Annotated in this window: 20 protein-coding genes and 1 riboswitch; all 20 genes read right to left on the bottom strand. The window is 47.2% G+C overall.

The window, feature by feature from the left end:
- Positions 1 to 93: 93 nt before the first annotated feature.
- The 20 genes from BW952_RS05095 to BW952_RS04995 all read right to left on the bottom strand — a co-directional run bounded on the left by BW952_RS05095 (position 94) and on the right by BW952_RS04995 (position 24,727).
- The gene (locus BW952_RS05095) at positions 94 to 1,074 is read right to left on the bottom strand and encodes a ketoacyl-ACP synthase III (RefSeq protein ID WP_045850737.1); all 981 of its coding nucleotides are present in this window, start codon (positions 1,072 to 1,074) and stop codon (positions 94 to 96) included.
- Positions 1,075 to 1,091: 17 nt separating this feature from the next.
- Positions 1,092 to 1,442 carry a hypothetical protein gene (locus tag BW952_RS05090; RefSeq protein WP_045850708.1) on the bottom strand — a complete coding sequence of 117 codons (351 nt, stop codon included), beginning with the start codon at positions 1,440 to 1,442 and terminating at the stop codon, positions 1,092 to 1,094.
- A 101-nt stretch (positions 1,443 to 1,543) separates the two neighbouring features.
- Positions 1,544 to 1,628, bottom strand: a riboswitch (cyclic di-GMP riboswitch).
- 84 nt (positions 1,629 to 1,712) lie between these two features.
- Entirely contained in the window at positions 1,713 to 3,218 is a 1,506-nt protein-coding gene (gene melA, locus BW952_RS05085) for an alpha-glucosidase/alpha-galactosidase (RefSeq protein ID WP_045850707.1), read from the bottom strand.
- A gap of 183 nt (positions 3,219 to 3,401) precedes the next feature.
- Positions 3,402 to 4,280, bottom strand: a complete 879-nt coding sequence (locus BW952_RS05080) for an AraC family transcriptional regulator (RefSeq protein WP_052698428.1) — start codon at positions 4,278 to 4,280, stop codon at positions 3,402 to 3,404.
- Between the two features lie 90 nt (positions 4,281 to 4,370).
- Positions 4,371 to 5,447 (bottom strand): Gfo/Idh/MocA family protein, encoded by a 1,077-nt coding sequence (locus BW952_RS05075; RefSeq protein ID WP_045850705.1) that lies wholly within the window; start codon positions 5,445 to 5,447, stop codon positions 4,371 to 4,373.
- 23 nt (positions 5,448 to 5,470) lie between these two features.
- Positions 5,471 to 6,265: a hypothetical protein gene (locus tag BW952_RS05070; RefSeq protein ID WP_045850704.1), complete on the bottom strand. Its 795-nt coding sequence runs from the start codon at positions 6,263 to 6,265 to the stop codon at positions 5,471 to 5,473.
- A gap of 324 nt (positions 6,266 to 6,589) precedes the next feature.
- Positions 6,590 to 7,066 carry a hypothetical protein gene (locus BW952_RS05060; RefSeq protein ID WP_045850702.1) on the bottom strand — a complete coding sequence of 159 codons (477 nt, stop codon included), beginning with the start codon at positions 7,064 to 7,066 and terminating at the stop codon, positions 6,590 to 6,592.
- Between the two features lie 51 nt (positions 7,067 to 7,117).
- Positions 7,118 to 8,152, bottom strand: coding sequence for an endo-1,4-beta-xylanase (locus BW952_RS05055; protein WP_045850701.1), 1,035 nt, complete (start codon positions 8,150 to 8,152; stop codon positions 7,118 to 7,120).
- Positions 8,153 to 8,201: 49 nt separating this feature from the next.
- Positions 8,202 to 9,086: a carbohydrate ABC transporter permease gene (locus BW952_RS05050; protein ID WP_045850736.1), complete on the bottom strand. Its 885-nt coding sequence runs from the start codon at positions 9,084 to 9,086 to the stop codon at positions 8,202 to 8,204.
- Between the two features lie 47 nt (positions 9,087 to 9,133).
- Entirely contained in the window at positions 9,134 to 9,994 is an 861-nt protein-coding gene (locus BW952_RS05045; RefSeq protein WP_231581379.1) for an ABC transporter permease, read from the bottom strand.
- A gap of 212 nt (positions 9,995 to 10,206) precedes the next feature.
- The gene (locus tag BW952_RS05040; protein WP_231581376.1) at positions 10,207 to 11,850 is read right to left on the bottom strand and encodes an extracellular solute-binding protein; all 1,644 of its coding nucleotides are present in this window, start codon (positions 11,848 to 11,850) and stop codon (positions 10,207 to 10,209) included.
- Positions 11,851 to 12,255: 405 nt separating this feature from the next.
- Positions 12,256 to 14,004, bottom strand: coding sequence for a sensor histidine kinase (locus tag BW952_RS05035; protein WP_045849392.1), 1,749 nt, complete (start codon positions 14,002 to 14,004; stop codon positions 12,256 to 12,258).
- 10 nt (positions 14,005 to 14,014) lie between these two features.
- Complete coding sequence (locus BW952_RS05030) at positions 14,015 to 15,568, bottom strand: response regulator transcription factor (RefSeq protein ID WP_045849391.1); 1,554 nt, start codon at positions 15,566 to 15,568, stop codon at positions 14,015 to 14,017.
- A gap of 37 nt (positions 15,569 to 15,605) precedes the next feature.
- Entirely contained in the window at positions 15,606 to 16,244 is a 639-nt protein-coding gene (locus BW952_RS05025; protein ID WP_045849390.1) for a YesL family protein, read from the bottom strand.
- 440 nt (positions 16,245 to 16,684) lie between these two features.
- A complete protein-coding gene (locus BW952_RS05020) occupies positions 16,685 to 17,989 on the bottom strand; it encodes an ABC transporter permease (protein WP_045849389.1) in 1,305 nt (434 codons plus the stop codon).
- Positions 17,986 to 18,633, bottom strand: a complete 648-nt coding sequence (locus BW952_RS05015) for an ABC transporter ATP-binding protein (protein WP_082084531.1) — start codon at positions 18,631 to 18,633, stop codon at positions 17,986 to 17,988. The genes BW952_RS05020 and BW952_RS05015 overlap by 4 nt, the downstream gene beginning before the upstream one ends.
- Positions 18,634 to 19,064: 431 nt before the next feature.
- Positions 19,065 to 20,522 carry a flagellin N-terminal helical domain-containing protein gene (locus BW952_RS19555; protein ID WP_045849387.1) on the bottom strand — a complete coding sequence of 486 codons (1,458 nt, stop codon included), beginning with the start codon at positions 20,520 to 20,522 and terminating at the stop codon, positions 19,065 to 19,067.
- An 861-nt stretch (positions 20,523 to 21,383) separates the two neighbouring features.
- Complete coding sequence (gene gloA2 / locus BW952_RS05005; RefSeq protein ID WP_045849386.1) at positions 21,384 to 21,773, bottom strand: SMU1112c/YaeR family gloxylase I-like metalloprotein; 390 nt, start codon at positions 21,771 to 21,773, stop codon at positions 21,384 to 21,386.
- A gap of 3 nt (positions 21,774 to 21,776) precedes the next feature.
- The gene (manA, locus tag BW952_RS05000) at positions 21,777 to 22,727 is read right to left on the bottom strand and encodes a mannose-6-phosphate isomerase, class I (protein WP_045849385.1); all 951 of its coding nucleotides are present in this window, start codon (positions 22,725 to 22,727) and stop codon (positions 21,777 to 21,779) included.
- Between the two features lie 98 nt (positions 22,728 to 22,825).
- Positions 22,826 to 24,727: a PTS fructose transporter subunit IIABC gene (locus tag BW952_RS04995; protein ID WP_045849384.1), complete on the bottom strand. Its 1,902-nt coding sequence runs from the start codon at positions 24,725 to 24,727 to the stop codon at positions 22,826 to 22,828.
- Positions 24,728 to 24,740: the final 13 nt, after the last annotated feature.

The following is a 24,740-nucleotide window of genomic DNA, read 5'->3' as shown; positions in this document are numbered from 1 at the left end:
TAAAAGGCTGTTGTTCGATGAAATCTATTTCTGATCACAAAAAAACAGGAAGCCGATTCGCTCCCTGTTCATCTTGCTTGCCATTACCTGTAGTCAATACGTAAAAAGCATCGCCGCCAGCTGATACCCGGCACCAATGGTCCAGAACAAAACGTGATCGCCGCGCTGGATTCGGCCCGATTCGACTCCCTCATGCAGCGCAATAAACGGGCTGCTCGTGCCGGTGTAGCCGAACCGGTCGCCAACGTACACAATTTGATCGTCCTGAAGCTGAAAGTGATCTTGGATCTTCACGATGTTCCCGAGCGAAAACTGTGACAAACAAAACGCTTTGATGTCGCGGCTGGTCAGATTATTTCTCGTTAACAGCGTCTCAATCAGCTCGTATGTAGGCGGCATGGCGATATGGCCGTCAAACGGCAGCCATTGAATATATGCGCTGTCTGACTGACCGCGGACAGCATGCGACAACCCTTTTTCCGGATACATAATTTTATCCCGGTTGACCGAATCGGTGAAATAGTGTGCATCGATAAAGCCGGTTTCTCCTTCTGTCGCCTCCAGCAAAACAGCGGCGGCCGCGTCTCCGTAATTGGCGTAGGTAATTGCTTCAGCCGGATTCGCAATTAACGAGTTGTAGTCTGAACCAACAATCAACGCTCTGCCAATGGCTGGATTCGCCTGCATCGTCCGAACAGCCTGCTCCACCGCCAGTGTCATGCCCGCGCAGTTTGCGTTTGAATCCATCACCATGGCGTGGCTCGGTGCCCCAATCGCATCGTGTAAAAAAAGCGCATTCGATGGAAACGTGGTTTCAGGCACCTGTGTAGAAAACACAATCATATCGATGTCTTGTCCGTTCACACCGGCTTTTTGAAGCACCCGCTTCGATGCTTCAATCCCCATCGTCAGGCCGTTTTCGTGATCGTTGTCAATAATATAACGGCTTTTCCGCCCCATCTGCTCCAAAAAACGCCCAATGTCCTTTCCTTGCTTTTGAAAGTGGTCGACATAAAAGGCATTGTCTTTTGACTGCTCCGGATGATAAAGATCAACCGCTTTAATCTGAATCATCGGCTTCTTTCCGCTGCTCAAGCAACTTCCACTACTTCCGAATTTGTCAGACCCGCGCCTCTGGCAATGCGGTTCAGCTGCATTTTCAATACCGTGTTTTTGCTGATTTGAAAAATGACCTTATTGAATCCTGACTCTTTGTACATGTTAAAAGAAGCCTCTAATTTCGGCGCCATCTTCGCCTCAACGACCTTCATCGTCGTGCAGTCGACTTCTAACGTATACGCGCTCGTATCAATGGAAGACATGTTCTTCAAGTAATCGTTGACGAAGTTTTTCACATCTTCATCGGTAAACGATTCACCGACCATCATTTCCACTACCTTCTTGATCCGATTCACCTTAATGCTGTATTTTGCGTTTGACATCTCTTCATTCTCCATTTCTAGTTGTAGTATCCGGCAAACAGCAAAAGCCCCGCAATCCACAGACGGCGGGGGTGAAATAAACAGACGTTGATCTATTGTTTATTTGCAACCCGACGATCATAGCTTTGCAGCCTTAGACTCGTGGCTTTGCGTCCCTCTTTTTCAAGAAGTTTGCCAATTTAGGTAAAACACAACTTTTATACTACCACTAAAGAACTGAATTGCAAAGGATGAAGAAATATCTTTTTACAAAAAATAGCTGGGAGCTGCTCACCGCCCAGCTGGACGCTCCTGCGCTTTATCCGCTTCACTCGCGTTTTTCCGTGCTTCTTCCCGGTTTTGCTTGAGTTCCTCGATATCTTTTACTTGAAGACGTGCCGCGCCGCTGGACGCTTTTGTGCTTACGCGCTGTTCCGTCGTTGCCCGTGTGTGGCGGGCCTTCTCGATCGCTTCCTCATACTGCGGCAGCCATTTCGCCTGTGCCACAAGCAGCTCGTCGACCATTTGCCAAATTTCGATCGGATTGCACACCGCCCCAACGAGCGGGTCCATCATCATCGCCTGGCGCAGCAGCTGATCATCCCCATGAACCGCCGCTTCCACCGACAGCCTTTGGACGGAAATGCTCACGTTGCACACGGCCGCACAGCCGAGCGGCAATTCGCCAACGACCGGGATGCTGATGCCATTCCGGTCCACATATCCTGGCGCTTCAATTACAGCATCATCCGGCAAATTCGAAATTACCCCGTTGTTCACGACATTAAAATGCCCTCTGTACACTCGGCCGGTTTCCAATCCTTCTATAATGTAAGATCCGTGCTCCTGTCCACGCTCATCCGGTCCATACACCATCGCCGGCTCTTTCATCCAGTTTGGGAAATCTTCTTTAAACCAGTCGCGGCCTTCTGTACAGACGCGCAAATACCCTCCCGTTTCACCATTGATCCACGAACCGAGATCAATCCACTCCTTAATTTCCTCAGGCCGCTTCCGGTACCACGGGACGTATTCGCTTAAATGACCGTTCGATTCCGTACTGTAATAGCCAAAGCGGCGCAGCATATCGATGCGTACTTTTTCTGTTTGGCTGTACTCGGGATGCTGCTCAAACGCTTCCAGCAATTTCCCTGTCATGTCTTCCCCGTCGTGCTGTACACGAATGTACCACGTCTGGTGGTTGATGCCCGCACAGACGATATCCACTTCCTTCTTTTGGAGCCCGAGCACCTCTGCGATTTGCTTATGGCCGCCCTGAACTCCGTGACACAGCCCGACTGTTTTCACACCGCCGTATTGATTGCACGCCCACGTCAGCATCGCCATCGGATTCGCGTAATTCAGCAGCAGACAATCCGCCTGTGCCACTTCCCGAATGTCCTGGCAAATGCGCAGCATCTCCGCAATTCCACGCTGTCCATACATAATTCCCCCGGCACTGAGTGTATCCCCGACACACTGATCCACTCCGTACTTCAGTGGAATGTCAATATCCTGCTGAAACGCTTCCAATCCACCGATCCGCACAACATTAAAAATATATTTCGCCCCGGCGAGCGCCTCCCGACGATTTGTAGTCGATTGAATCCGAATACGAAGCCCGTTTTCATCCACATCCCGCTGGCAAAGAGCCGTCACCATCTCCAAATTCCGCTCATCAATATCCGTAAACGCCACTTCTACCTCTTTAAATTCCGGAACTGACAACACATCCCGCAGCAGCGCCCGCGTAAAGCCAATGCTCCCTGCACCAATAAATGCTAGCTTAAATGACATTATTTTTTCCCCCAATCAGTAATAAGTACATCCCCAAAATTGATAGCGCATACATTTTCATCTAAAGAAAAAACAGTGCTCTATTGCTCTCTTTCTTATGATTGGTTCTTATCATAAAGCATATTAAACGGCTCGTATACGACAGCTTATTGCCCATTCATGTAATATATTGCTCTCTTATTGTTAATCAAACGTAAAATGGTTAAAGGCTATGGTGCTTTTCGATCTGCGGAATTCACCGGGCGAATCCCCCACCCACTGGCGAAATACTTTAATGAAATAACTTCCATTGGCATAGCCGACCGCCTGGGCAATGTCGTCAATGGTTCTGTCCGTTTCCGACAGAAGCGTAATCGAGGTGCGAATCCGGATTTTGGATAAATACTCAATCGGTGTAGAGCCTGTCGTCTTCAAAAAAAGGCGTGAAAAATAATACTTGGACAATCCGACAGCTGCCGCGATTTCATCAAGGCTTTGAATGGTCATGAACTGGTCCTCCATATAAGCAACAGCCTGCTGAACCTTGTCGTCCCACAACAGCCGATTCTTTTTCGCCACTTCGTTATACCTGTATAATTCCATCATAAATTGATACACCAAATAAGAGCCTTTAAAGCCATCCTGAATGTGATCCTTCCGCGCTAAATGAATCATCGTCTGCAGCAAAACAACCGGCGCGCTTTCAGGAGGCAGCTCCACCACACGGCCCATCCGCTCCACGAGTCCGTTCCATTCCACCGACAGATTTTGCGGGCGAAACAAAATAAAAACAAACTCCCATTCTTCGCTTTCATCCGGCAGCTCGTACAAATGCTCACTCGGTATTTCCGCCAGAAACGCCCGTCCAGCCGTCATGTCATGCGACTCTCCACCAAACCAAAAACGCCCCTTGCCAGACAACGTATACTGAAAAAGCAGCAGCGGTCCGTCCCCCCGCTTCATTCCGTCCCACTTATATTCCTCAGCCTGCATAACCCGCTGATGCCCTACGGCAAAAAGCTCATGAAACGACTGATTTAACGTCTGCGAAAAACGGAAGCCATATGCCTCGTTAATTTTCACTATTTTTATCCCCTTTCACATACGGCAGAATCTCCTGTGCAACGAAAGAAACTCCCTTTAATAGAAGACTAAAGGGAGCTTTATCAGCAATCATTCCGCCCAAATCATCCGATCCACGATTATTTCCTCATTCGGCCGGCTCAGCGCTTCTTCCATTTTAATCGACACGTACGTATCCTGCAGCGCTTCACGCAAGGAGTAAAACGACTCGCCCGTTTGCACGTAATGACCCATGCGAACGAGGCAATCGGCAATCGCAATCTCGTCATCGTTCAGCCTGCCTGTCGGAAACGGGCTTTTGTACACATACCGCTCACCCAGCATAATGCCCTGATGCGCCCACTCCTGATTGTTGTACACACCGAGATCGATCCGCTGCAGCTCCTGTGTCACCGGCGTCCCGTCTTCTGCGAGATAACGAACCGTCAAGTCATCAATCTCACCGCGCGTTCCCTGCACATTCAGCTGGCGCGTCCGGATGTAAGAATGATACTGCACCCCGGAAAAATCAAAAAAGGCCGTTTTTCCGTTTTCAAATTCAAACGTCAGCCGGTCGCGGTCACGTGTCATCACCTCGCCGTCCACCACAAAGCCGCCGCGATCCGCTGTTTCCGTCACCCGAAATGAAAAGCGCTTGCCTTGTATCACACATCGCTCATACGGCACGTTCAACATCTTGCGGATCATGCTCACGGCATGGTACCCGTGCAACGCCGAAATCGACATATTTTCCACCTCGCCAAGCCTGCCTTCTTCCATCACTTGAAGCCATGCGGCATACAGCGGCTGGAGAAAATACTGCTCCGCCACTTGAATATTCGCCCCACTCGCCTGGCTGCTTTCCCACAGCTCCTCAAGATCCGCCACCGTTTTCCCGGGCGGCGTTTCACACAGCACCGGCACCTTCCGTTCAAACAATCTCACCAAGTAATCGGTTACAAAATCCCGGTTGATCGACAGCACAACAAAATCCGGTCGGTCTTCCAACAGCTCATCCAGCGTCTGCACAACCGGCACACTGAATTTTTTCGCAAAGGCCGCTCCTTTGTCCGAGTCACGAATCACCACCCCCGTCAACTCCAGCTGCTCCGGCAAAAGCTTCGCAATCCGTATGTAAAACTCCGCCCGCCATCCTGACCCAATTAAGCCAAACCGTTGTTTTTTCATCTCAAATCCTCCGTTTCTCTTTTTCACTCACTCTCCACCAGCACAACCGACAAATCATCGTGGCACTTCGCCCGTGGGAACCGGACGCCCTCTGCATCCGCCATCTCGATCTCTCTCACCTTCGCCACCGTAGCCTTGACCGATGCGTCATCCAGCTTGAGTTGCTCCGCTTCGACCCAGCCGAACAGCTCAAACAGCCGGGAATACCCGTCACTGACACACATTACACGCGTCCCGGGCTCTACCTTCATTTCCCCCGCATACCCGTGCGGAATACCGGCTCCGTCAATCGATCCGATCCAGTAGCCCTCTTCCGTATTCAGCTTTTGGCGAATTGCCTGGAGCAGCACCGGCTTGTCCGCCACAGCTTCTTTCCGAACGCGCTGGCTCATCATCTCCAGCCGGTCATCGGTCATCCACAAAACCCCGTCCGGCAGTGCGGCCAGCACACCCGCATCGCCGAGCACATAATACTCAAGCCGCCCGCCCGAAAGCCGAACCATCGCCACCGTGAACGTCGGGAGCGCATAAGCAGCGACATTACGAAGCCCCGGATACAGCCCAAGCGCCTCCTGCTCAACGTGCGCAAGTGTCCGGGACAAAATTTCTTCAAGCGACTCCTCATCGCGAATAAAATGTGGCAGCCACTTGTGCAGCGTCTCCACCAGCCACACAACATCATTGTCCTCCGACAAATACGTTTCCTGAAACAGCGGTGTCGCCCCGTCAATGACCCAGGCCACATTCCGGTATGATCCCACCCGGTCTTCATTGTAACGGGCGGTTCCTTTTTCACTGTAGGTGATTCGTGTTTTCATCTATGTCCGGCTCCTCTCCTCATCGGCTTACTCTCCCAAATTATACCGTCTTTTTTCATCACATGTAAAATATGCCTTCGCAGAGCTGTATATAAGAAGCTGGATGACAAGAGGGAGCAAACAGCAAAAAAAACCGAACAATCCTGCGAAAATCGCAGTCATTCGGCTTAGCTTTTATTGGTCAGAAATGCATCGAATGCGGTGTCCTGACGGCTGTATTTTGATGACTAACGGCTGGATAATCGATAATCCGGCCGTTGTCTCCAGTAATCCAGCCATTATTTTCGACTATCCGGCCGTTGTTCCCAGTAATCCGGCCGTCGTTTAGTTGGCTAACGCTTTCAGAATAGCTAACGCTTTTTCTTTGTCCTCGGAATAGTTTGGTATAAAGGCTGCCAGTGGTTTCTCTGTACCTGCAGAAATCGGAATGGCGTAAACGTGGACATTGCCTGTATCCGGATCTTCTCTTTTGAAGGCATCCACCGACGAGTCATCCGCAGCCACGTCCGTTAATTTTGTGAACGCGACAGGGTCAATCAGATTCGCTACCTCTTCCTGAGGCACTAAAAAGAGGTCCCCGGTTTTCCCCGCTAATTCAACCATTAATTTCTCGTGATGAAACGGGTAAAACGCCAATTGAACGGTTTCTGCTTCTTCAGGAATGACGGAACGGATGTCGCGCTCTGCGTCAGCGGACAGCTCTGAAAAAAAGAGGATGTTTACTTTGTCGTCTTCCTGGCTGCACCCGCTCGCTGTGATCCATACGAAGGCGAGCAGGAGGAAAAGCCTGTAATTTCTCATAGTCGTCATCCTCACGTTGAAAAGATGAATAATCAAGAGCGGCGCACGGATTTATTTTTCGACTCGTTCTTTTCTTGCTACATCCACAACCTCCCAAAAGGACGGCTTCGGCTGAAGGTGTTCGTCAAACAGCAGCGGCCAGTTTTTTCTCCCTTTTACAGGGAAGTCGTCGAGCCATGTGTAATTATCCGCTACTCCCCAGAATGTTACGGAGTCAATGACGGCTGCGTACTCGGTCATCAGGTCAAAAAAGCTTCTGTAGCGCTCTGTCAGCTTGTCCGTCATCTCTTCTGTTGGCGCGGTTAAATCAGCTCGTTTGTCTTCAAATGAAAAAGCGGATACGTCCATTTCGGTAATGTGGAGTTTTAAGCCTAACGATGCATAACGCTCGATTGCTTGCTTGATGTGGTCAAGAGAAGGCTCGCTTAAATTCCAGTGAGCCTGCAAGCCGATGCCGTGAATCGGAATGCCTCTTTCCACTAATCCTTTCGCTACTGAATAAATCTTTTCTCTTTTTTCAGGATGGGACTCGTTGTAATCGTTGTAAAATAACCGCGCGTCCGGATCGGCCATATGCGCGTATTCAAACGCTTTATCAATGAAATCGTCTCCTATTATGCTTCTCCACTTCGATTCTCTCAATAAATCGGTTCCGCTGTCCGAGACGGCTTCATTCACCACATCCCAGCTGCCAATCTTCCCTTTGTATCTCTCCATCACAGTAAAGATATGCTGTTTCATGCGTTCCAACAAAAGCTGTCTATCCGCTTCTTCTCCATTGCTTTGCTGAAAAACCCAATCGGGCGTTTGATTATGCCAAACGAGCGTATGGCCTCTGACCTGCTTGTTATTCTGCTGAGCAATAGCGATCAGCTCATCCGCATGCGTAAAGGTAAAATGCCCTTCTTCCGGCTGCAGCCGTTCAAACTTCATTACATTTTCCGCTGTTAAGCTGTTAAAGTGCTTTAAAATAAACGCTTCTTGATCATGCAGTGTCATCGGATTCACCGCAGCGCCAATACGAAAATGCTTCTTATACACATCTGATAAGGAAGGGATGTTTTGCTGAATTCCTTGCTTCGTCATCTTATTCGCTCCTTTTGTTTTATCTTGATAAACGGACAATCAATGCTCCCTATTTGACCGCGCCGAGAGTCATCCCTTTGACAAAATACTTTTGCAGGAAAGGATAAATACAGATGATTGGCAGACTGGCCACAATGGTCATGGTCGCTTGAATGGATTTCGGCGTCACCGTATTGGCGGCATGCTCCCCGCTTGCCTGAGCAGAGTTCCAGTCTCCATTGGACGTGGCCGTATTCTGAAGCACCTTCATTAACTCGTATTGCAGTGTCGTGAGACTTTCATTGCTGGAGTTGTATAAAAACACATCAAACCATTGATTCCATTGACCGACTGCAACAAACAACGACACCGTAGCCAGTACCGGCAAGGACAGCGGCAAAACAATTTGAAAGAAAACCCTGAAGTCTCCGGCACCGTCAATGCGCGCTTGTTCAAAAATGCTTTTCGGAATGCCTTCGATAAACGAACGCATAATAATCAAATTAAAGGCACTGATGATCCCCGGTATAATATACACCCAAAATGTCCCGATCAGCTGCAAGTCTCTCATTAAGAGATACGTTGGAATTAAGCCGCCATTAAAATACATGGTCATTATAAAAATGATCGTCACCGAGCGCTTAAAAACAAACTTTTCCTGCGCAATCGCATACGCGACCATCGCTGTACACAAGATGCTGATCAGCGTGCCAATGACCGTTCTGGCGACGGAAACGAAGATGCCCTGCATAATCGACGCCTGGCTGAACACATACTCATAGTTGCGCCACGTAAACTCGCGGGGCCATAAGTAAATGCCGCCTTTCACAGAATCTGTCGCAGCGTTTAACGAAAGAGCGATTTGATTCAAAAAAGGGTACAGCATGACGATACTTAATAAAATCATAAAGGTAACGTTAAACGTATCAAACAGGACGTCTTCCTTTGTCCTCATTAAGTTCTTCTTTCTTTTTTTCGCCAGTATCACTTCAACCACACCTCCTAGTATAAACCGCCTTGACCCATTTTCTTGGAGAATGAATTGGCTGCTATCAGGAAGATTAAGCTAATAACAGTTTTGAATATTCCCGCTGCTGTGGCCAAAGAAAAGTTAAACATCGAAATACCATAATTAATGACAAACACATCGATGTTCTCTGAATACTCTATGTTCTGTCCATTTCCGAGCAAATATTGGGCTTCAAAACCCGCTTCGATAATATAGCCCATGTTCATAATCAAAAGAACGACAATGACTGGCTTCATCCCGGGTATTGTAATGTACTTAATCCGCTGCAGCCGGGAAGCTCCGTCAATTTTGGCCGCTTCATACTGCTCCATATCAATCATAGAGATAGCGGCTAAATAAATAATGGTGTTCCAGCCGACATTCTTCCATATATCAGACGCCGCCAGGATGCCCCAAAAATACTCACCGACCCCCAGCCAAAGAATTTTGTCGTCTATAATGTTCAATCCGATCAACAATTCATTGATGATGCCATCCATGGACAACAGGGACGAAATCAGCGCCGCCGCAACAACCCACGAAAGAAAGTGGGGCAGGTAGCTGATCGTTTGAACCACTCGCTTAAACTTCACATTGGTCAATTCGTTGATCAAAACCGCCAGCCCAATGGCTGTAACAAAGCCCAGAACTAAATTAATCAGGCTTTGCGCCAGCGTATTTCGTAACACGCCCAAAAAGCGGTCGTCTGTAAATAAAAAAGCAAAATGCTTAAACCCTACCCATTCCTGCTCTGAAAAAGAACGTGCCGGCTTAAAATCCTGAAACGCCATCGTCCATCCCCACACAGGCAAATATTTAAAAACAAAAACCCAGATCACAAACGGAACCGTCATTAACAGCAACGCTTTCTGGCTTTTACACGTCGCAATAAATGACTTGACTCTTCCTGTCTGGCTCTCAGGAAACGCTTGAGACGTCACTGCATTTGCTTTTGTTTTCATCCGCGCATTAATACCTCCTCTTCAGTGATCCCCCGCACACTTCCACCGGATGATGAAAAGATCGAAGGCTGAAACACCATTCAGCCTTCTCCCATTCGCACTACTTACTCCATCAGCGAAGCTTCTTTTTTCACGGAATCCTCAATAACTTGTTCGTATGCTTTGTACGGAAGCTTTTCAAATTCCTGCTTGAAGCTATTCCATTGCGCGTCAAATTTTGCCGGGTCTGCCAGGATGATATCCGGATAAGACTGCTTGATTAAGTCACGCGATTGCTGATCATACAGCTGGGCTTCTGACCCTGTTTCGATGACAGCATCCCAGAACGGAAACCATGGCGCCGGGTCTGGCTCAGTAAACAAATCGGTAAATACTTCAATGTTATACGCTTCCAAAAATTCCTTATCGACTTCATCATAAGAAAGCTGAGCGACTTCCGGCTGCACCTCTGGATCAACCGAATTCCCGTCATCAAACGTTCCGCTCATGATCGGCCAGTACCAGCCAAGTGCGGTAAATCCGAATTCATCTGCGAATTCTTTATTGCTCACCTGCTCAATTTGTTCTTCTGTACGGTAAAAGCGGCCTTCTTCATTCACCTCGTACGTTTCCCCTTCGATTCCCCATGTAATGAGCTTTTGAGAATCGACCTTCGCTATGTGATCCAAAAATTTGATGATTTTCACTTGATCTTCTTCATCCGTGCCTGCCGTCAGCCCCGTACCAGGAGACGTTACGTACGATTCCGGGTTTAAGTACTGATCTTTAATCCCTTCTTCAAACACGATCGGGAAACCCATGAAGTCATTGTATGGATCGTCGTCCTGCTCAAGTGTGTCCAAAGCAGCCGCTGATTCCCACTGCGGTCCGAACCATCCGACCACTCGCCCGGAAGATATTTTCGCTAAATACTCGTCATAGTTTTGTGTGAACGACTCTTTGTCCAATAAACCCTTGCTGTTTAATTCATTTAATTTTTGAAGCCAGTTTTTCGTTATATCCTGGTTGTGATGAACCGATACGTCCAGTGTTTCGTTGTCGACCATAATGCCTTCCTGTTCACCGGATAAAAACGCTGGTGGATCAAACAGCTGGCCGACATGCCAGTCGTACTGCAGGATCGTGTATGGAATCGTATCGGCCCCGTTAATCGTCGGGTGCGCTTTTGCATATTTTTCAATAATGTCGAAGTATTCATCAATCGTTTTAGGCTGTGGATAGCCCTGCTCCTTTAATGCGTCCCGTCTAATGAAAAACGCGGACTGCCCAATGTTCGGCGGCTTAATGTAGCCGTTTGAAACGCCGGACGGAAGAATATAAATGTTTCCATCCTCCTGCTTCATCTTTTCCCATATTGGATCATATAGCTTTCTTAAATTCGGTGCATGTTCCTCGATCAAATCGTTGAGCGGCAAAAACCCGCCTGCATCAATTACATCATTTGTTGCATTTTGAGCGTTCAGCAGCTCCGGGTATTCTCCGCTGGCGATCATCGTGCCGATTTTTTGATTGCTGTCGCCGACAATATGTTCAATGTCAAAGTTCACACCTGTTTCTTCCTCAAACATTTTCCCGATTTTGGTCTCAGCGGTATTCACATCTTTTCCGGTAGAGGATGCATTAAAAAACGTGTAGGTGGATACGCCCTCTTCCCCACCTTCTCCTTTTTCACCATTTGAACAAGCAGCGACGAAACATAACATGGCAAGTAGACCAAAAGCAAAGAATATCGTTTTTCGTTTCAACAATTTGACTCCCCCCTGATTTTGTTTAGTAGCATGACCCCAATATTGAAAGCCCTTTCATTGTAACGTACATCCTTTTTTTTGATGACCATACAAAATATAGTTTTTACTTTGTAAACTATAGCTGTTATATCAACCGACATGAAAAAACGCCCCCGGATGCAGGGGCATTTCATCGTGTTGAAAAACAAACGTGTCAATTTTCTAGAGCGAGAAACAGTCTGACTTTCTAAAAAAGCAGAGGGTCAGGTGAGATCCACTTTTGGAGCGTCGTGCTCCAAAAGTGGATCTCACCGCCCGCCCCTCCGAACGCGAAGTCCTGCAGAAGCCACCCCGACCGTATTGGCGCAAGCACAGTGGCTTTATGTTACCTGCTTTTCATTGACACAATCTTTTTTCAACAGCCGCTTATTCCTTTTCTTTATACGGAAAAAGAATACTCACCTTCGTCCCCACTCCGCTTTCGCTCGTAATGTTAAACTCAAAATCGTCTCCATAGTGAAGCTTCAAGCGATAATAGACGTTTTTGATCCCAACATGCTCGCCCATATCTTCCGCTTCCTCCAATGACCGCAGCAGTTGCTCATACTCAGCCGTATCCATCCCCCGTCCTGTATCCGTTATTTCACACAGCAGGCGGTCGTGGACTTTTTTAATGACGATTTTGATCAAGCCTTTTCCTTTTATCGACTCGATCCCGTGGATGCTCGCATTTTCAACAAACGGAATGAGCGACATATTCGGAATCAGACAATGTAGCGCTTCGGGCTCTGCCTCTATTTGATACTGCATTTTATCATCAAACCGGTAATATTGGATTTCCAGGAAACAGTTAATTAAATACAGCTCCTCCTCCACCTTCACCCAATCTTTTCCCCAAATAAACGATTTCCTGAGCATGCTGGCAATATTTTGAATAATTTTCGCTGTTTCATTTTCGTTTTTCAACATGCTCCTCATTCGAATCGTTTCCAGTACATTAAATAAAAAATGGGGATTGATTTGACTTTGCAGGGCGCTGAGCTGAGCTTGCTTTCGTTTCAGCTCCAGATCCTTTTTTTGAATATCCGCTACGTACACTTCCTTGATCAGCTTTTTGATTTTAAACGCCATTCGGTTAAAGGCCTGCGTCAGTTCACCAATTTCGTCCCGGTACTGCGCCCCTTCGATCAGCTCAAAATGCTGATCCTCGACACCCCTCATATGCTTTAAAATCCGCAAGATCCGCGTGTGAAGCGAGCTTGTCATATAAATGATAAACAGAGAAGGAAAAACCAGATTAATAAGCGCCAGGTATAGAATGAAATTACGCGAGCTTTCCACTTCCTCCATCAGTACGTGCTCCTGCGCCACGCCCACCACTTTCCAGTTGTTTAAATATTGCAGATGAAACGTTTCTTCAAAAACGATGTGATCGCTGTCGTTGTCAGCCGGTGAATACGGAAAACGGCCTGCGGACCAGTCAATATGTTCATTTGTTGTGTACTCAATCGTCCCCTCCCCATTCAGCAAATACAGATCGCCTTGAAACGTCACGTCGTGAAACAAGTTGCGCATTAACCCGTGATCCAGCTTTATTTCCATGATCTTTTTCGTCGAATTAATCGTATGATAATGATCCATTTCCCTTATTAAGCTGAACGTATCCAGCTTCCCCGTTTCGCCCCGCTGACGGGTTAAAACCGGATAAGAATGCCGCATAAGCTCCGTGCTTTCGTACCAATCAGCGCTCCTCACAGATGAATCAATTTTCTTCACACCGCCTGCGTATAAAACCGTTTCATTGTCCGTGTACAAGGTAAGCGAGCGAACGGGAGAGTAAAGGGGCACTTCCTTGCTGATATTGTCGTAATAATCATGATAAGCGTGAATAAATTCGGTCGTGGAGCGGTATTTCGTTTCCAGCAGCGTGTACAGTTCGTAATCGGTATACATCATAGACGAAATGCCGACCGCATCATTGATCGCCATTAAAAAATCATCGGATATCTTTTCAACGGAAAGAGACAGGTCGCTCATTTTTTGTGTTTTCACATTGTTCGTTGTCACGTTGTAAAAAACGATATGCGTCAGCGTGATCGGAATAAACACCGCGCAAATATAAATAATTAACAGCTTATTGCGCAATCCGATATTATTAAACGAAGGCAGCTTCATATAGTCTCCATCATGAGGACCGGTTTTTCCGGTATTGAGTCGGTGTCATGCCCGCCACTTTTTCAAACTTCGTCACAAAATAATCCGCATTCGAAAAGCCTACACTTTCCGCCACCTGGAAAATACGCAGGTCTGTTTGCCGCAGCTTCTTTTTTGCTTCATTGATCCGGACCTGCAGCACATAGTCCTTAAAATACAAGCCGTACGTCTTTTTAAACAGCTGGCCCATGTACACAGGGTTTAAGAAAAAGGTATTGGCTATTTTCTTGAGCGTTAGATCCTCCTGATAGTGAGTGTCAACGTACCGCTTAATTCTGCGCATAGTGACCGTGCCGCTTTCCTGGTTTAACTGGCTGAGCAGTGCCGCTGCCTCCAATAAAAAAGCCAAAAACATCTCCTTTGTCACGTGAAGCGAGCAGGGAATGTGATCCCAATCCAGCACTTTTTGCAACGATTCGAGTTTTTTCTCGTCGCCATCCATTGACTGAACCGTGCGGACCACTTCGTGAATCACCCGGTTAATCGATGTTTTCACCGCATCCTTGGCAAAGGCTTTCGTTTGAAATTGCTCGAACATCGTCTCCACCGTTTCCTGTATGTCTGCCGTCCGGTTCTCTTCAATTTGCTCAAGTAGCGTCTGATACAGCGCCTGGTCAAGCTCCGTGTAATGAACCGTTTCGTTTTTCGTATCCCCGAACACAATCGACACGTCCGGTTCCTCCAAATATTTGAACTGAAGCGCTTTAACAGCGGTTTGGTAAGAGGCTTTTATCTCCGATACGTCCTGAACCATTTTCCCGATATAGACAGCGACGTCCGTTTTCAACTGGCGCGCTGCATGCTGTTTCACGTCATTGGAAAAGTGGCAAATCCTTTTCTTATACGCCGAAACGTCCTTCATGCTCACCAGCAACCCTAGCTGATTGCTGCCGTGCTCGCGAAACAGCACAGTGAAGTCCGACTTGTCCTCTTTAATCACATGGCTGACCGCGTCACGCATGTTCGTTGTATGAACAAAGTCATTATTCGCCTCAATGATGACATACACAAAGCCCTTCGTTCGGGTCACATCCATGTTCATGAGATGTTCACTGAAGCGCTCTTTGTTCGGTTCCGCTGTGATTAACTCATTGAACGCAGCCGCCGCGAGCGCCTTTTCTCTGTTTCTCTTCACCTGCAACTTTTTCGTTTGTTCCTCCGCCACCTTTTTCAGCGTTTTCTCGATTTCGTCTTTGTCCACTGGCTTTAAAATAAAATCGTGCACACCGTACTTCACCGCTTTTTGGGCATATTTAAAATCACTGTATCCCGTAATAATGACAAAATTAGACGTGGCGTTTTTCAACTCCAGCGTATGCTTAATGAGCTCCAGGCCATCGAGCACGGGCATCTTAATATCCGTAATCACCAATTCCGGCTGGCAATCCCGAATATACAGCAGCGCATCTTCACCGTTGTCTGCTTCCGCACATACTTCAAATCCACAAGCTTCCCAGTCAATGAGGTTAATCAGGCCCTTTCGCACGTACCGGTCATCATCTACTAAAAACACTTTGAAGGCCATTGCAGGCTCCCTCCATTCCATTTAGGATCAACAGGATTTAATTGCTTACCGCCATACGCTGCTTTTGTTCCAGTCTGTGAAAAACGATCAACGCACTGCTCATCAGAATAAAAGCGACCGAGCTTGTCGTAATAAACGGAATCAGGCCAGGGATGGAGACAAGAAGAAGATACAAGCCAGCTAAACCTGCCAGCATTAAAAGCGTGATCACCGGGCTGACGATGCCAATCAACACCGCATGTCTGAAATATTGAAAAAAGCTCAAATCATAATGAACATAAACGGGGACAATGTACAAAAGCGAAATGACATACACGAGGCTGATGAAAATCAATCCGGTAAACAGAATGTAGTAAACAACACCCGACATGTTTTGGATAAACAAAAAATCTAAATAAAGAACTAAGCCCATAGCGGCAACAATAAAGCCAATCAAATTGGACTTTACAAATTCCTTTTTATACATCGAAACAAAGGTATGGAAGATCTTGTTTTCAGAAGAATCTCTTTTCAGCAGCCCGCGGATCACCGCAAACATCGAAACCGTAGCCGGAAACAAACCGAGCACAAACAGCCCCGCTGCCAGTCCCCCCATCCAAAGCAGGTTCAAATAAGCGAGCCACATAATCCATTCCAATAAACTGTAAAACTTACTAGCATTAAAAATCTTGCTCATGTTACCCCTCCTTGATTTTTACCCACTATATAAAGCGCTTTCATTACAGGCTGTGAATTTCCCAGCTCATCTTAATGTCTTTAGACCAAACAAAATTGAATTTTTTAACTGAATGTTAGTTTTTCCATTAAACAAACTTTATAAGGTTATTCTAAATCATTCCAATTTACATTTCAACCTTTTCTGGGGAATTGATGAGAAGCGGCCAATCCAACAGAAAGAGCCTGTTCAAGCGATTTCCTTGAACAGGCTCTTCACTTTGATCCGTTGTACGTGCAAGTTTCACGAAAACAGTGCAACCCCAGCCTAAGCGTGCAACTTTCCAGAAAACTGTGCAACCTCAGTCCAAGCGTGCAACTTCCACGAAAACTGTGCAATCCCAGCCTAAGCGTGCAACTTTCTCGAAAACTGTGCAACTCCACCGCTAAACCGTGCAGCCTTTACTCAAACCGCAACGCTTTACTCGGCTTCATCCGCGCTGCTTTCAACGCCGGATAAACCCCAAAAATCCCACCAATAACAGCCGTCACGCCAAGCCCAAGCTGAACCGCCCACATTGGCAGCGATAGGGCAAAAATAGTCACATTCGCATTCCACAATTCGATAAACGCGTATCCACAAGCAATCCCGATCGCGCCGCCCACAAGACAAAGCAGCAGCGTTTCAAAGAAAAACTGAAGCAAAATCTCAAACGTCGTCGCACCGAGTGCTTTACGGATGCCGATTTCGCGTGTCCGTTCACGAACGGACATGACCATGACGTTCAAAATGCCCATGCCGCTAATGAGTAGTGCAGTCGCTGTAATCCCGGCGAGCATTACCTGCAGCACCGTCGTTACTTTCCCAACTGCGCCGAGCATTTGCTCCTGCTTCACGACGCTGAAGTCGATTTCAGAATGCTGGGCGGCAATGGCGGAGAACACCGCTCCGTCCACTTGATCGATCACGTCCAAACTGTCCGCTTCCACGATCATTTTGTTTAAATACGTCATGTCCGTGTTAGCCAGCGCCGTTTCAATCGGCATCACAACGGTGTTGTCTGTGCTCGACCCGAGTGTCGCATTCGGCTCAAGCACACCGGCTACACTATATTCTGTTTCACCGATCATAATCGTTTTGCCAACAAGCATTGGTTCACTGGCTTCTGCCGTCAAGCCGGACAGCCACTTTTGCCACCACGGCTTGTCCTCTCCGCCAGGCGCAGCTTCTCCGCCGCCGCCATCCTGCTGCGTGATGCCAAGCAGTCCGTCATGCACATTGCGGCCGAGCACCACCACATTTTTCCCTTGATCCTCTTCAGCAAAAAAGGACCCTTCTGCCACCGCGGCGTGCTGCACCTCCGCATAGCCGGTCGTTGTGCCGACGATCATGCCCTGCACACGCGTGTCACCGTAATCGATGTTCGCCACTGTTTCCAGCTGCGGCACAACGCGCTCTACACCAGGCACTGCCCGCACCGCTTCGGCATCCTCATACGTCAGCGTACTCGGCACACTCGTCAGCCCGCTCAATAAATCCTTTTGTCCATTGGCATCATCGAGCACGCGGCCCGGCATGACCAAAATCTGCTCCGCGCCGAGGTTGCCCATTTGCCGCATCAGCATGTCCTTCGCTCCGACCGCAATCGAAATCAGCACCATCACCGCAAACAAACCGATCACAATACCCATCATCGCCGACAGCACCCGGAACTTGTTCGCCCAAAGCCCGAGAATCGCCAGCCAAAACGCTTGAATCACCTTCATTCAAGCACCCCATTTCGCAGATGCACGACCCGCTCCGCACGCGCCGCCACTTCCGGATCATGCGTAATCATCACAATCGTGGTGCCGCGCGCATGCACCTCATCAAACAGCGCCATAATCGTTTCTGTCGTTGATTCATCCAGGCTGCCGGTCGGCTCATCCGCCAGCAGCATCGATGGCTCATTCACAAGCGCCCTCGCAATCGCGACGCGTTGCTTTTCGCCGCCCGACAAGCGGCCCGGCTTCTGTCCTTTTTTCTCAAGCAAGCCAACATCCTCAAGCGCCTTCAGCACACGCCCCCGCTTGCCGCCCAGCTTCTTCCGCCCATACGTCAGCGGCAGCTTCACATTTTGATAAACCGACAAATTCGGAATCAGCTGAAATTGCTGAAACACAAACCCGATCTCCGCATTCCGAAGCGCCGTCCGTTTCCGCGCGCTCATTTTATGTACATAATGGCCGGCGAGCTGATACCGCCCATCGTCCGCATCCTCCATCGCACCCAATATATTCAGCAGCGTGCTCTTCCCCGAGCCCGACTTCCCCATGATCGCCACATACTCACCCGGCGCCACGTGAAGAGAAGCCCCGCGCAGCACATCCTGCTTGCCAAACGCCTTCCGTACCTCCTGAAACTGAATCACCCGCATTCCTCCTCTACTCTCACCTAAACTTTACAGAAATTAGATGAAGCCGTCAAAAAGGTTGTAGATAGAAATCACGAATAGAGCGCCCAACTGTGCAAGTTTTACGGAAACCGTGCAACTTTTGGAGAAACTGTGCAACTCACTACCCAAGCGTGCAGCTTTAGCGAAAAGCGTGCAACTCTCTGCCCAGGTGTGCAACTTTCCCGAAAACTGTGCAACCCACTGTCCTAGCGTGCAACTTTCCGCGAAACCGTGCAACTCCACCGAAAAGTGTGCAACCTTCCTATGAGCGTGAAACGTTAAACAGCCCCCTGCCTAACTTGAGGCGAGGGGCTGACACTGTCATCATTTATTTTTTCTTCATCTCTGACTATAGTCAGAATCAAGGACAACACAATGCAGCAACGTTTACGAAGAAAAAAAATATATTATTTCAAAAGCTGCAAAATCCCCTGCGGCAATTGATTTGACTGAGCGAGCATAGCTTGCCCGGACTGGATAAGAATATTTCTTTTCGTGTACTCTGTCATCTCCAGTGCCATATCTGCATCCGAAATACGGGATTCTGCTGCTGTCGCATTGACACTGGCATTTGTGACATTAGTGAGGATGTACTCGAGCGCATTTTGATAAGCGCCGTACTTAGACCGCTCCTTTGAAACCATGTGAATCGCTTGATCGATTTGAACAAGTGCTGCCACTGCATCCTCCACTACGTCCAAATCCTCGATATTCAAGGCGACTGCTCTGGCGTCTGTTAAGTCCATGTGGAAAACATCTGCCTCATTCGCTCCGACTTGAAGTGTGATAGGCGGCTGCACTATTTCCGTTTCACTCGATGCGTCATCTTTAATACTTTCCGCCAATTCATTCAAACTTGTTCCAAAGTCACTATAAATATCTAAATACATCCCGCCCGTTTCATTAGAAAGCTGGCTCAGCTGTTCACGTTGAATACTGTCTATCATACTACTGACCACAGAAACTTGAACGTCAGATGCATTTAAGGTCGTAGCTACTTCATCTGCCTGATAAGAATAATGACCTGCGTGTTCTGAACCGTCTCCCTTTTCATGTACAGGTGCGTCTGTAATTAACACAAAATGCTTTTTTGCATGATCACGAAAAGAAAATGACATCGCCCCGGTACTCGGGTCCATGATTCCCTCTAAACCCGTTTCAGGTCCATCTCCACCGCCGTACATGTGATTTTCTCTTAGATCTTGAAGGTTGCTTTCAAACATCGCGACATCACTGGTAAATGCCCACTTCTTCATCGGCTCCTCGTATCCTATATCACTGTACTGAACCAATCCAAATTGCGCGTCAACGTCTCCCAGTCCATTCGCAAAATGCTGCAAATTGGCTTTCACATTATCAATAACACCCCCCATGCTGCCGGATGTATCGATGACAAACACCACATCTACTTTTGCTTTTTGTCCATTTGCCGCTTCCTTTTCTGTATAAACGGAAGTAAGCGGATGAGTTCCATTGAAGTCCGTTTCATAAGCGACTGAATCAATTCCTTGCTTTAACTGGTCGACTTCGGCTTGAATGGCTTCCTTGTCCTCTGCCGCTAATGTACCTGTTGCCGCTTGAACAGACAGCTCCCTCATTCGCTGAAGCATCGTGTGAATCTCTCCAAGCCCGCTTTCTGCTGTTTGCACCAGTGAAATGCCGTCCAGTATATTTCGCTCTGCTTGATTGAGTCCTCTAATTTGGCCTCTCATCTTCTGTGAGATGGTTAATCCTGCTGCATCATCCGACGCCCGGTTAATTCGAAGCCCCGACGACAATTTCTCTAACGTTTTGGATAAGTCCGTCTGGTGAGCCGAAACGATTCTCTGTGAATGAAGTGATGCTATATTATGATTAATTCGCATTCCCCAACAACCGCCTTTAACATTCTGACTATACATCTCCACAGCCAAATTCTATATTATGTAAATTATATTATTTCATAGTAACAACATAATTGCCACATAAAAACAGATAAAAACACATAAAGTTTCAAGCCTTTAGTCCTTTTATATGGATGAGAGAAATGCATTGAAGAAGTTACCGAGGATTCATTCTATTAAGGAGAACGATAGTGGAATGTTTTTTTCGTAAAAAACGTGAGGGCATAAATAATTTAATCCCTGAAAAGCTTCCAGCATTTCTCATCATCGACCGGATTTTCTAACTGGTGGACCGGAATACGGGGAAGGATGACCGGATTCTCACTTTTCCGGCTATCTGCATACGGAATTCGGTCATCCACTGGATATTCCGATCATGCATGGTCACTTTTCAGTCAATTTGCGATTACATCAATTTAAAAAGACCCAGCCATTTAAGACTGAGTCCATTTATCATGATTATAAAATTCCTACAAAGAGTTTAATCCAGCCAAAAAAAGAAAGCCAAAGCGGTATACTGAGGCCAATTCCCCATCGCAAGCCTGTCAACAAATCGTTTTCATTGTATAGTTGGTTCATGAGGTATCAACTCCCTCTCAGTTATGAAAGCGTTTTATTTATTATACCCTCATACCCAACAACTATACATTAAATTTTTTTCACACCATTTGTTTAAGTATCCCGACCCAGCCGAAGAAAGAAATCCATAACGGAATACTTAGTAGAACGCCAAGACCGAGCCCTTTTATCAAATTACGGTCTTCATGATCATGATGCATTCTTCTCACCTTCCAGCATATGATTCTGCCAGTATACACTGCAAAAGTGAAAAGAAAATGAAAATTACGCCCGCTCGTACAGCTCTAGCAGAAGGCCGTCTGGATCATTGAAGAACGTGAATCGCCGTCCGGTACCTTCGTCCACTCGAACTTGCTCCACCAAGACACCTTGTTCCTCAAGTTCTTGGACTGCCACTTCAATATCCAACACCTCGAACGCCAGGTGACGCAGCCCTTGGGCCTCTGGGTAGTTCGACCGCGCTGGTGCATTAGGAAACGAAAACAATTCAATTTGATCCCTGTCCCCCACCCGCAGGTCCAGCTTATAAGAATCTCTCTCTGCCCGGTAAGTCTCGGACAGAATTTCTAGCTTTAATACTTCCGTATAAAACTGTTTGGAGCGCTTATAATCTGAGCAAATAATCGCAGCATGATGAATTTTCCGTATATCCATTCTTTACTCCTTCCATGAAGCAATCAATGTCAGCTGACCTTCCAGCGAAAATTCATCAAATCCGTTTGGAAGGATAAAGTGAGCGCCCCTTTTGATTGGAGAATGTTTTCCTTCTTTCTTCAGCACTCCTTCTCCATCGATTACGCTAAATAGCATAAAGGGCTTGTTCTGTTGAAAATCTGCTGTTCCGCTTACTTCCCACTTTTCAACTGAAAAAAAAGAAGAATCAACGAAATGAGTGATCCGAACACCGTTCATTTCCCGAGAAATACTTTCTACTGGTGCATCGACATGCGGAATCGTGCTGACATCAATCGATTTTTCAATGTGAAGCTCGCGTTTGTTGCCTTCTGCGTCTATCCGGTCATAGTCGTACACGCGGTAGGTCGTATCCGAACTTTGCTGTGTCTCAAGCACAAGCGTACCTTCACATAGCGCATGAACAGTTCCGCTTGGCACAAAGAAGAAGTCCCCTGGCTGAATAGGTACTCGGCGAAGCAAACTCGTCCATTCGCCCTTTTCCACCTTGTCAGCAAACTCCTTTTTCGACTGCGCTGTATGTCCGTAAATCATTTCAGCACCTTGTTTACAGTCGATAATGTACCAGCATTCCGTTTTACCAAGTTCCCCGTTTTCATTTATGCGGGCATATTCATCATTTGGGTGAACCTGTACCGATAAGTCTGTACTCGCATCCAAAATTTTGGTTAAAAGCGGAAAGACCTCTCCCTTCATGCCACCAAATAAATCCCGGCGCTCCTCCCAGAGCTCTGCAACTGTTTTGCCGGAAAACGGACCATCTTCAACCACCGATGGTCCATTTGGATGCGCAGAAATCGCCCAGCATTCCCCTGTATGATCCGATGGAATATTATAATCGAATTGATCCCGAAGAGCAGTGCCTCCCCAAATTCGTTCTTGAAAAATAGGTTTTAGAAAAAGTGGCTGATTCATATTGAAAAGTCTCCTTTAGTATTCATTTACGTTATTAAAAAAGAAAGAGGGCTCTCCAAATGTTCATCTAAACGAACGCTTTGGAGTCCCTAATTTCTTTAATGAATGGTATCAAGCAAGCGGTAAGCTTCTTCCTTTGACTTGGAAGCCAGAAGCTGCTCTCTGAATGATTCATCCATCAGCTTTCGTGACAACATTTGCAAAATCTTCAAATGATCATTTCCAGCCCGCTGCTCTGGAACGGCGATCATAAACACTAATTTTGCATCGGTTCCGTCAAAACTGCTCCAGTCTACACCCTTCTGTTGAATCCCAAAGGCTACAGCTGGCTTGATGACAGCATTAGACTTTCCGTGCGGAATCGCAATATTAGTACCAATTCCGGTGGTACTTTCATTTTCACGGTTTAAAATTGTCTGCTTGAACGTTTCTTTTGACGTCAATGCACCCTCGCGATGCAGTTTTTCAATGAGTTCATCTATGACCTCATCACGTGTATCCCCAGATAAATTCACATCAATCAGCTGTTCGTTTGTAATATCTGTAAGCTTGTGAATAGTTATCTCGGTTTGTGCAGCTGGCTTCACTGGTGGAATATCGCCTTCAACTTCAGCATCTTTTTTCACTAGATTTACAAGCAGCGCCGTAACAAACACACCGACAATAACCGCGATAAAAAACATCAACACGTTATCAACCGCTCCGAGAACAGCTACAATCGGACCACCATGTGCTACACGGTCACCTACACCACTTACCATTGCAATTACAGCTCCTGTCATGGACCCTGCCATAATGCTCGGGATCACCCGAAGCGGATCTTGTGCAGCGAATGGAATTGCACCTTCTGTGATCCCAAATAGACCCATCGTAAAAGAGGCTTTTCCAGCTTCCCGTTCAGATGGCTGGTACTTGCGCTTATTTAAAAATGTAGCTACACCCATGCCAATCGGCGGCACACAAATCGCGACCGCAATTGGTCCCATAATTTCATAATTTCCTTCCGCAATCATTGCTGATCCGAATAGAAACGCAACTTTGTTGACAGGTCCGCCCATATCAAAGGAGATCATCGCTCCTAATATAAGCGCCAGCAAAATCGAGCTAGATCCTTGCATGCCTTCAAGCCATCCTGTTAAAGACATAAACACTTGCGCAACCGGGGCGCCGACAATATAAATTAAGATTAGTCCGACTACGAGTGAGGCCAAAATCGGAATAATAATAATCGGCATAATTGGCATAAGCGCTTTTGGGACTTTCACTCGCTTAATAGCCAGTGCCACGTAACCTGCTAAAAAGCCGGCAATAATACCACCGATAAATCCGGCACCTGCTTCACTTCCATAAAAGCTTCCGTTCGCAGCAATATACCCACCGACGATCCCCGGCGCTAGCCCTGGCCGATCCGCAATACTCATCGCAATAAAACCGGCTAAAATCGGCACCATAAATGTAAAAGATGCGCCGCCAATCGCTTCTATATCTTTCCAAAAGGAGCCTTCTGGAATGACAATGCCACCAGGTGTCTTTTCACCGCCAAGTGTTAGCGCAATCGCAATCAACAACCCGCCAATGACGATAAATGGAATCATATAAGATACACCATTCATTAAATGCCGGTAGATTGGATTTTCTTTGTTTTGCCGTTCCCGCTTAATATCCGCCGTGGATCGTTCCTCCGGCTTATACACTGGCACACTTCCGTTGTGAATCTCCTGAATCAGTGCTTCAGGCCGTCGAATGCCATCCTGCACCCCGGTTACAAGCACACGTTTCCCACCAAACCGGTCCTTTGTGACAGTTTTATCCGCTGCAATGATAATGCCATCAGCTTCTCTTATTTCCTGTTCGGTAAATTCATTTTCAACACCGATTGACCCCTGCGTTTCTACTTTCATCTCCACGCCAAGCTGGTCCGCCGCTTTTTGAAGGTTTTCTGCCGCCATATACGTATGGGCGATCCCATTCGGACAAGCAGTAATCGCTAAAATCTTCACTATGCCTTCCTCC

The sequence above is a fragment of the Domibacillus enclensis genome (assembly GCF_900156125.1).
Classification (GTDB): domain Bacteria; phylum Bacillota; class Bacilli; order Bacillales; family Domibacillaceae; genus Domibacillus; species Domibacillus enclensis.
This window is presented reverse-complemented; position numbering and strand designations above follow the sequence as displayed.

Bases quoted from the DNA above. Each gene is read 5' to 3' on its own strand.
- BW952_RS05095 (WP_045850737.1), bottom strand. From the start codon at position 1,074: ATGATTCAGATTAAAGCGGTTGATCTTTATCATCCGGAGCAGTCAAAA.
- BW952_RS05035 (WP_045849392.1), bottom strand. From the start codon at position 14,004: ATGAAGCTGCCTTCGTTTAATAATATCGGATTGCGCAATAAGCTGTTA.
- BW952_RS05030 (WP_045849391.1), bottom strand. From the start codon at position 15,568: ATGGCCTTCAAAGTGTTTTTAGTAGATGATGACCGGTACGTGCGAAAG.
- BW952_RS05070 (WP_045850704.1), bottom strand. From the start codon at position 6,265: ATGAAAACACGAATCACCTACAGTGAAAAAGGAACCGCCCGTTACAAT.
- BW952_RS05090 (WP_045850708.1), bottom strand. From the start codon at position 1,442: ATGTCAAACGCAAAATACAGCATTAAGGTGAATCGGATCAAGAAGGTA.
- melA (WP_045850707.1), bottom strand. From the start codon at position 3,218: ATGTCATTTAAGCTAGCATTTATTGGTGCAGGGAGCATTGGCTTTACG.
- BW952_RS05050 (WP_045850736.1), bottom strand. From the start codon at position 9,086: ATGAGGACAAAGGAAGACGTCCTGTTTGATACGTTTAACGTTACCTTT.
- BW952_RS05055 (WP_045850701.1), bottom strand. From the start codon at position 8,152: ATGACGAAGCAAGGAATTCAGCAAAACATCCCTTCCTTATCAGATGTG.
- gloA2 (WP_045849386.1), bottom strand. From the start codon at position 21,773: ATGGATATACGGAAAATTCATCATGCTGCGATTATTTGCTCAGATTAT.
- BW952_RS05020 (WP_045849389.1), bottom strand. From the start codon at position 17,989: ATGAAGGTGATTCAAGCGTTTTGGCTGGCGATTCTCGGGCTTTGGGCG.
- BW952_RS05060 (WP_045850702.1), bottom strand. From the start codon at position 7,066: ATGAGAAATTACAGGCTTTTCCTCCTGCTCGCCTTCGTATGGATCACA.
- BW952_RS05075 (WP_045850705.1), bottom strand. From the start codon at position 5,447: ATGAAAAAACAACGGTTTGGCTTAATTGGGTCAGGATGGCGGGCGGAG.
- manA (WP_045849385.1), bottom strand. From the start codon at position 22,727: ATGAATCAGCCACTTTTTCTAAAACCTATTTTTCAAGAACGAATTTGG.
- BW952_RS05025 (WP_045849390.1), bottom strand. From the start codon at position 16,244: ATGAGCAAGATTTTTAATGCTAGTAAGTTTTACAGTTTATTGGAATGG.
- BW952_RS05045 (WP_231581379.1), bottom strand. From the start codon at position 9,994: ATGACGGTTCCGTTTGTGATCTGGGTTTTTGTTTTTAAATATTTGCCT.
- BW952_RS19555 (WP_045849387.1), bottom strand. From the start codon at position 20,522: ATGCGAATTAATCATAATATAGCATCACTTCATTCACAGAGAATCGTT.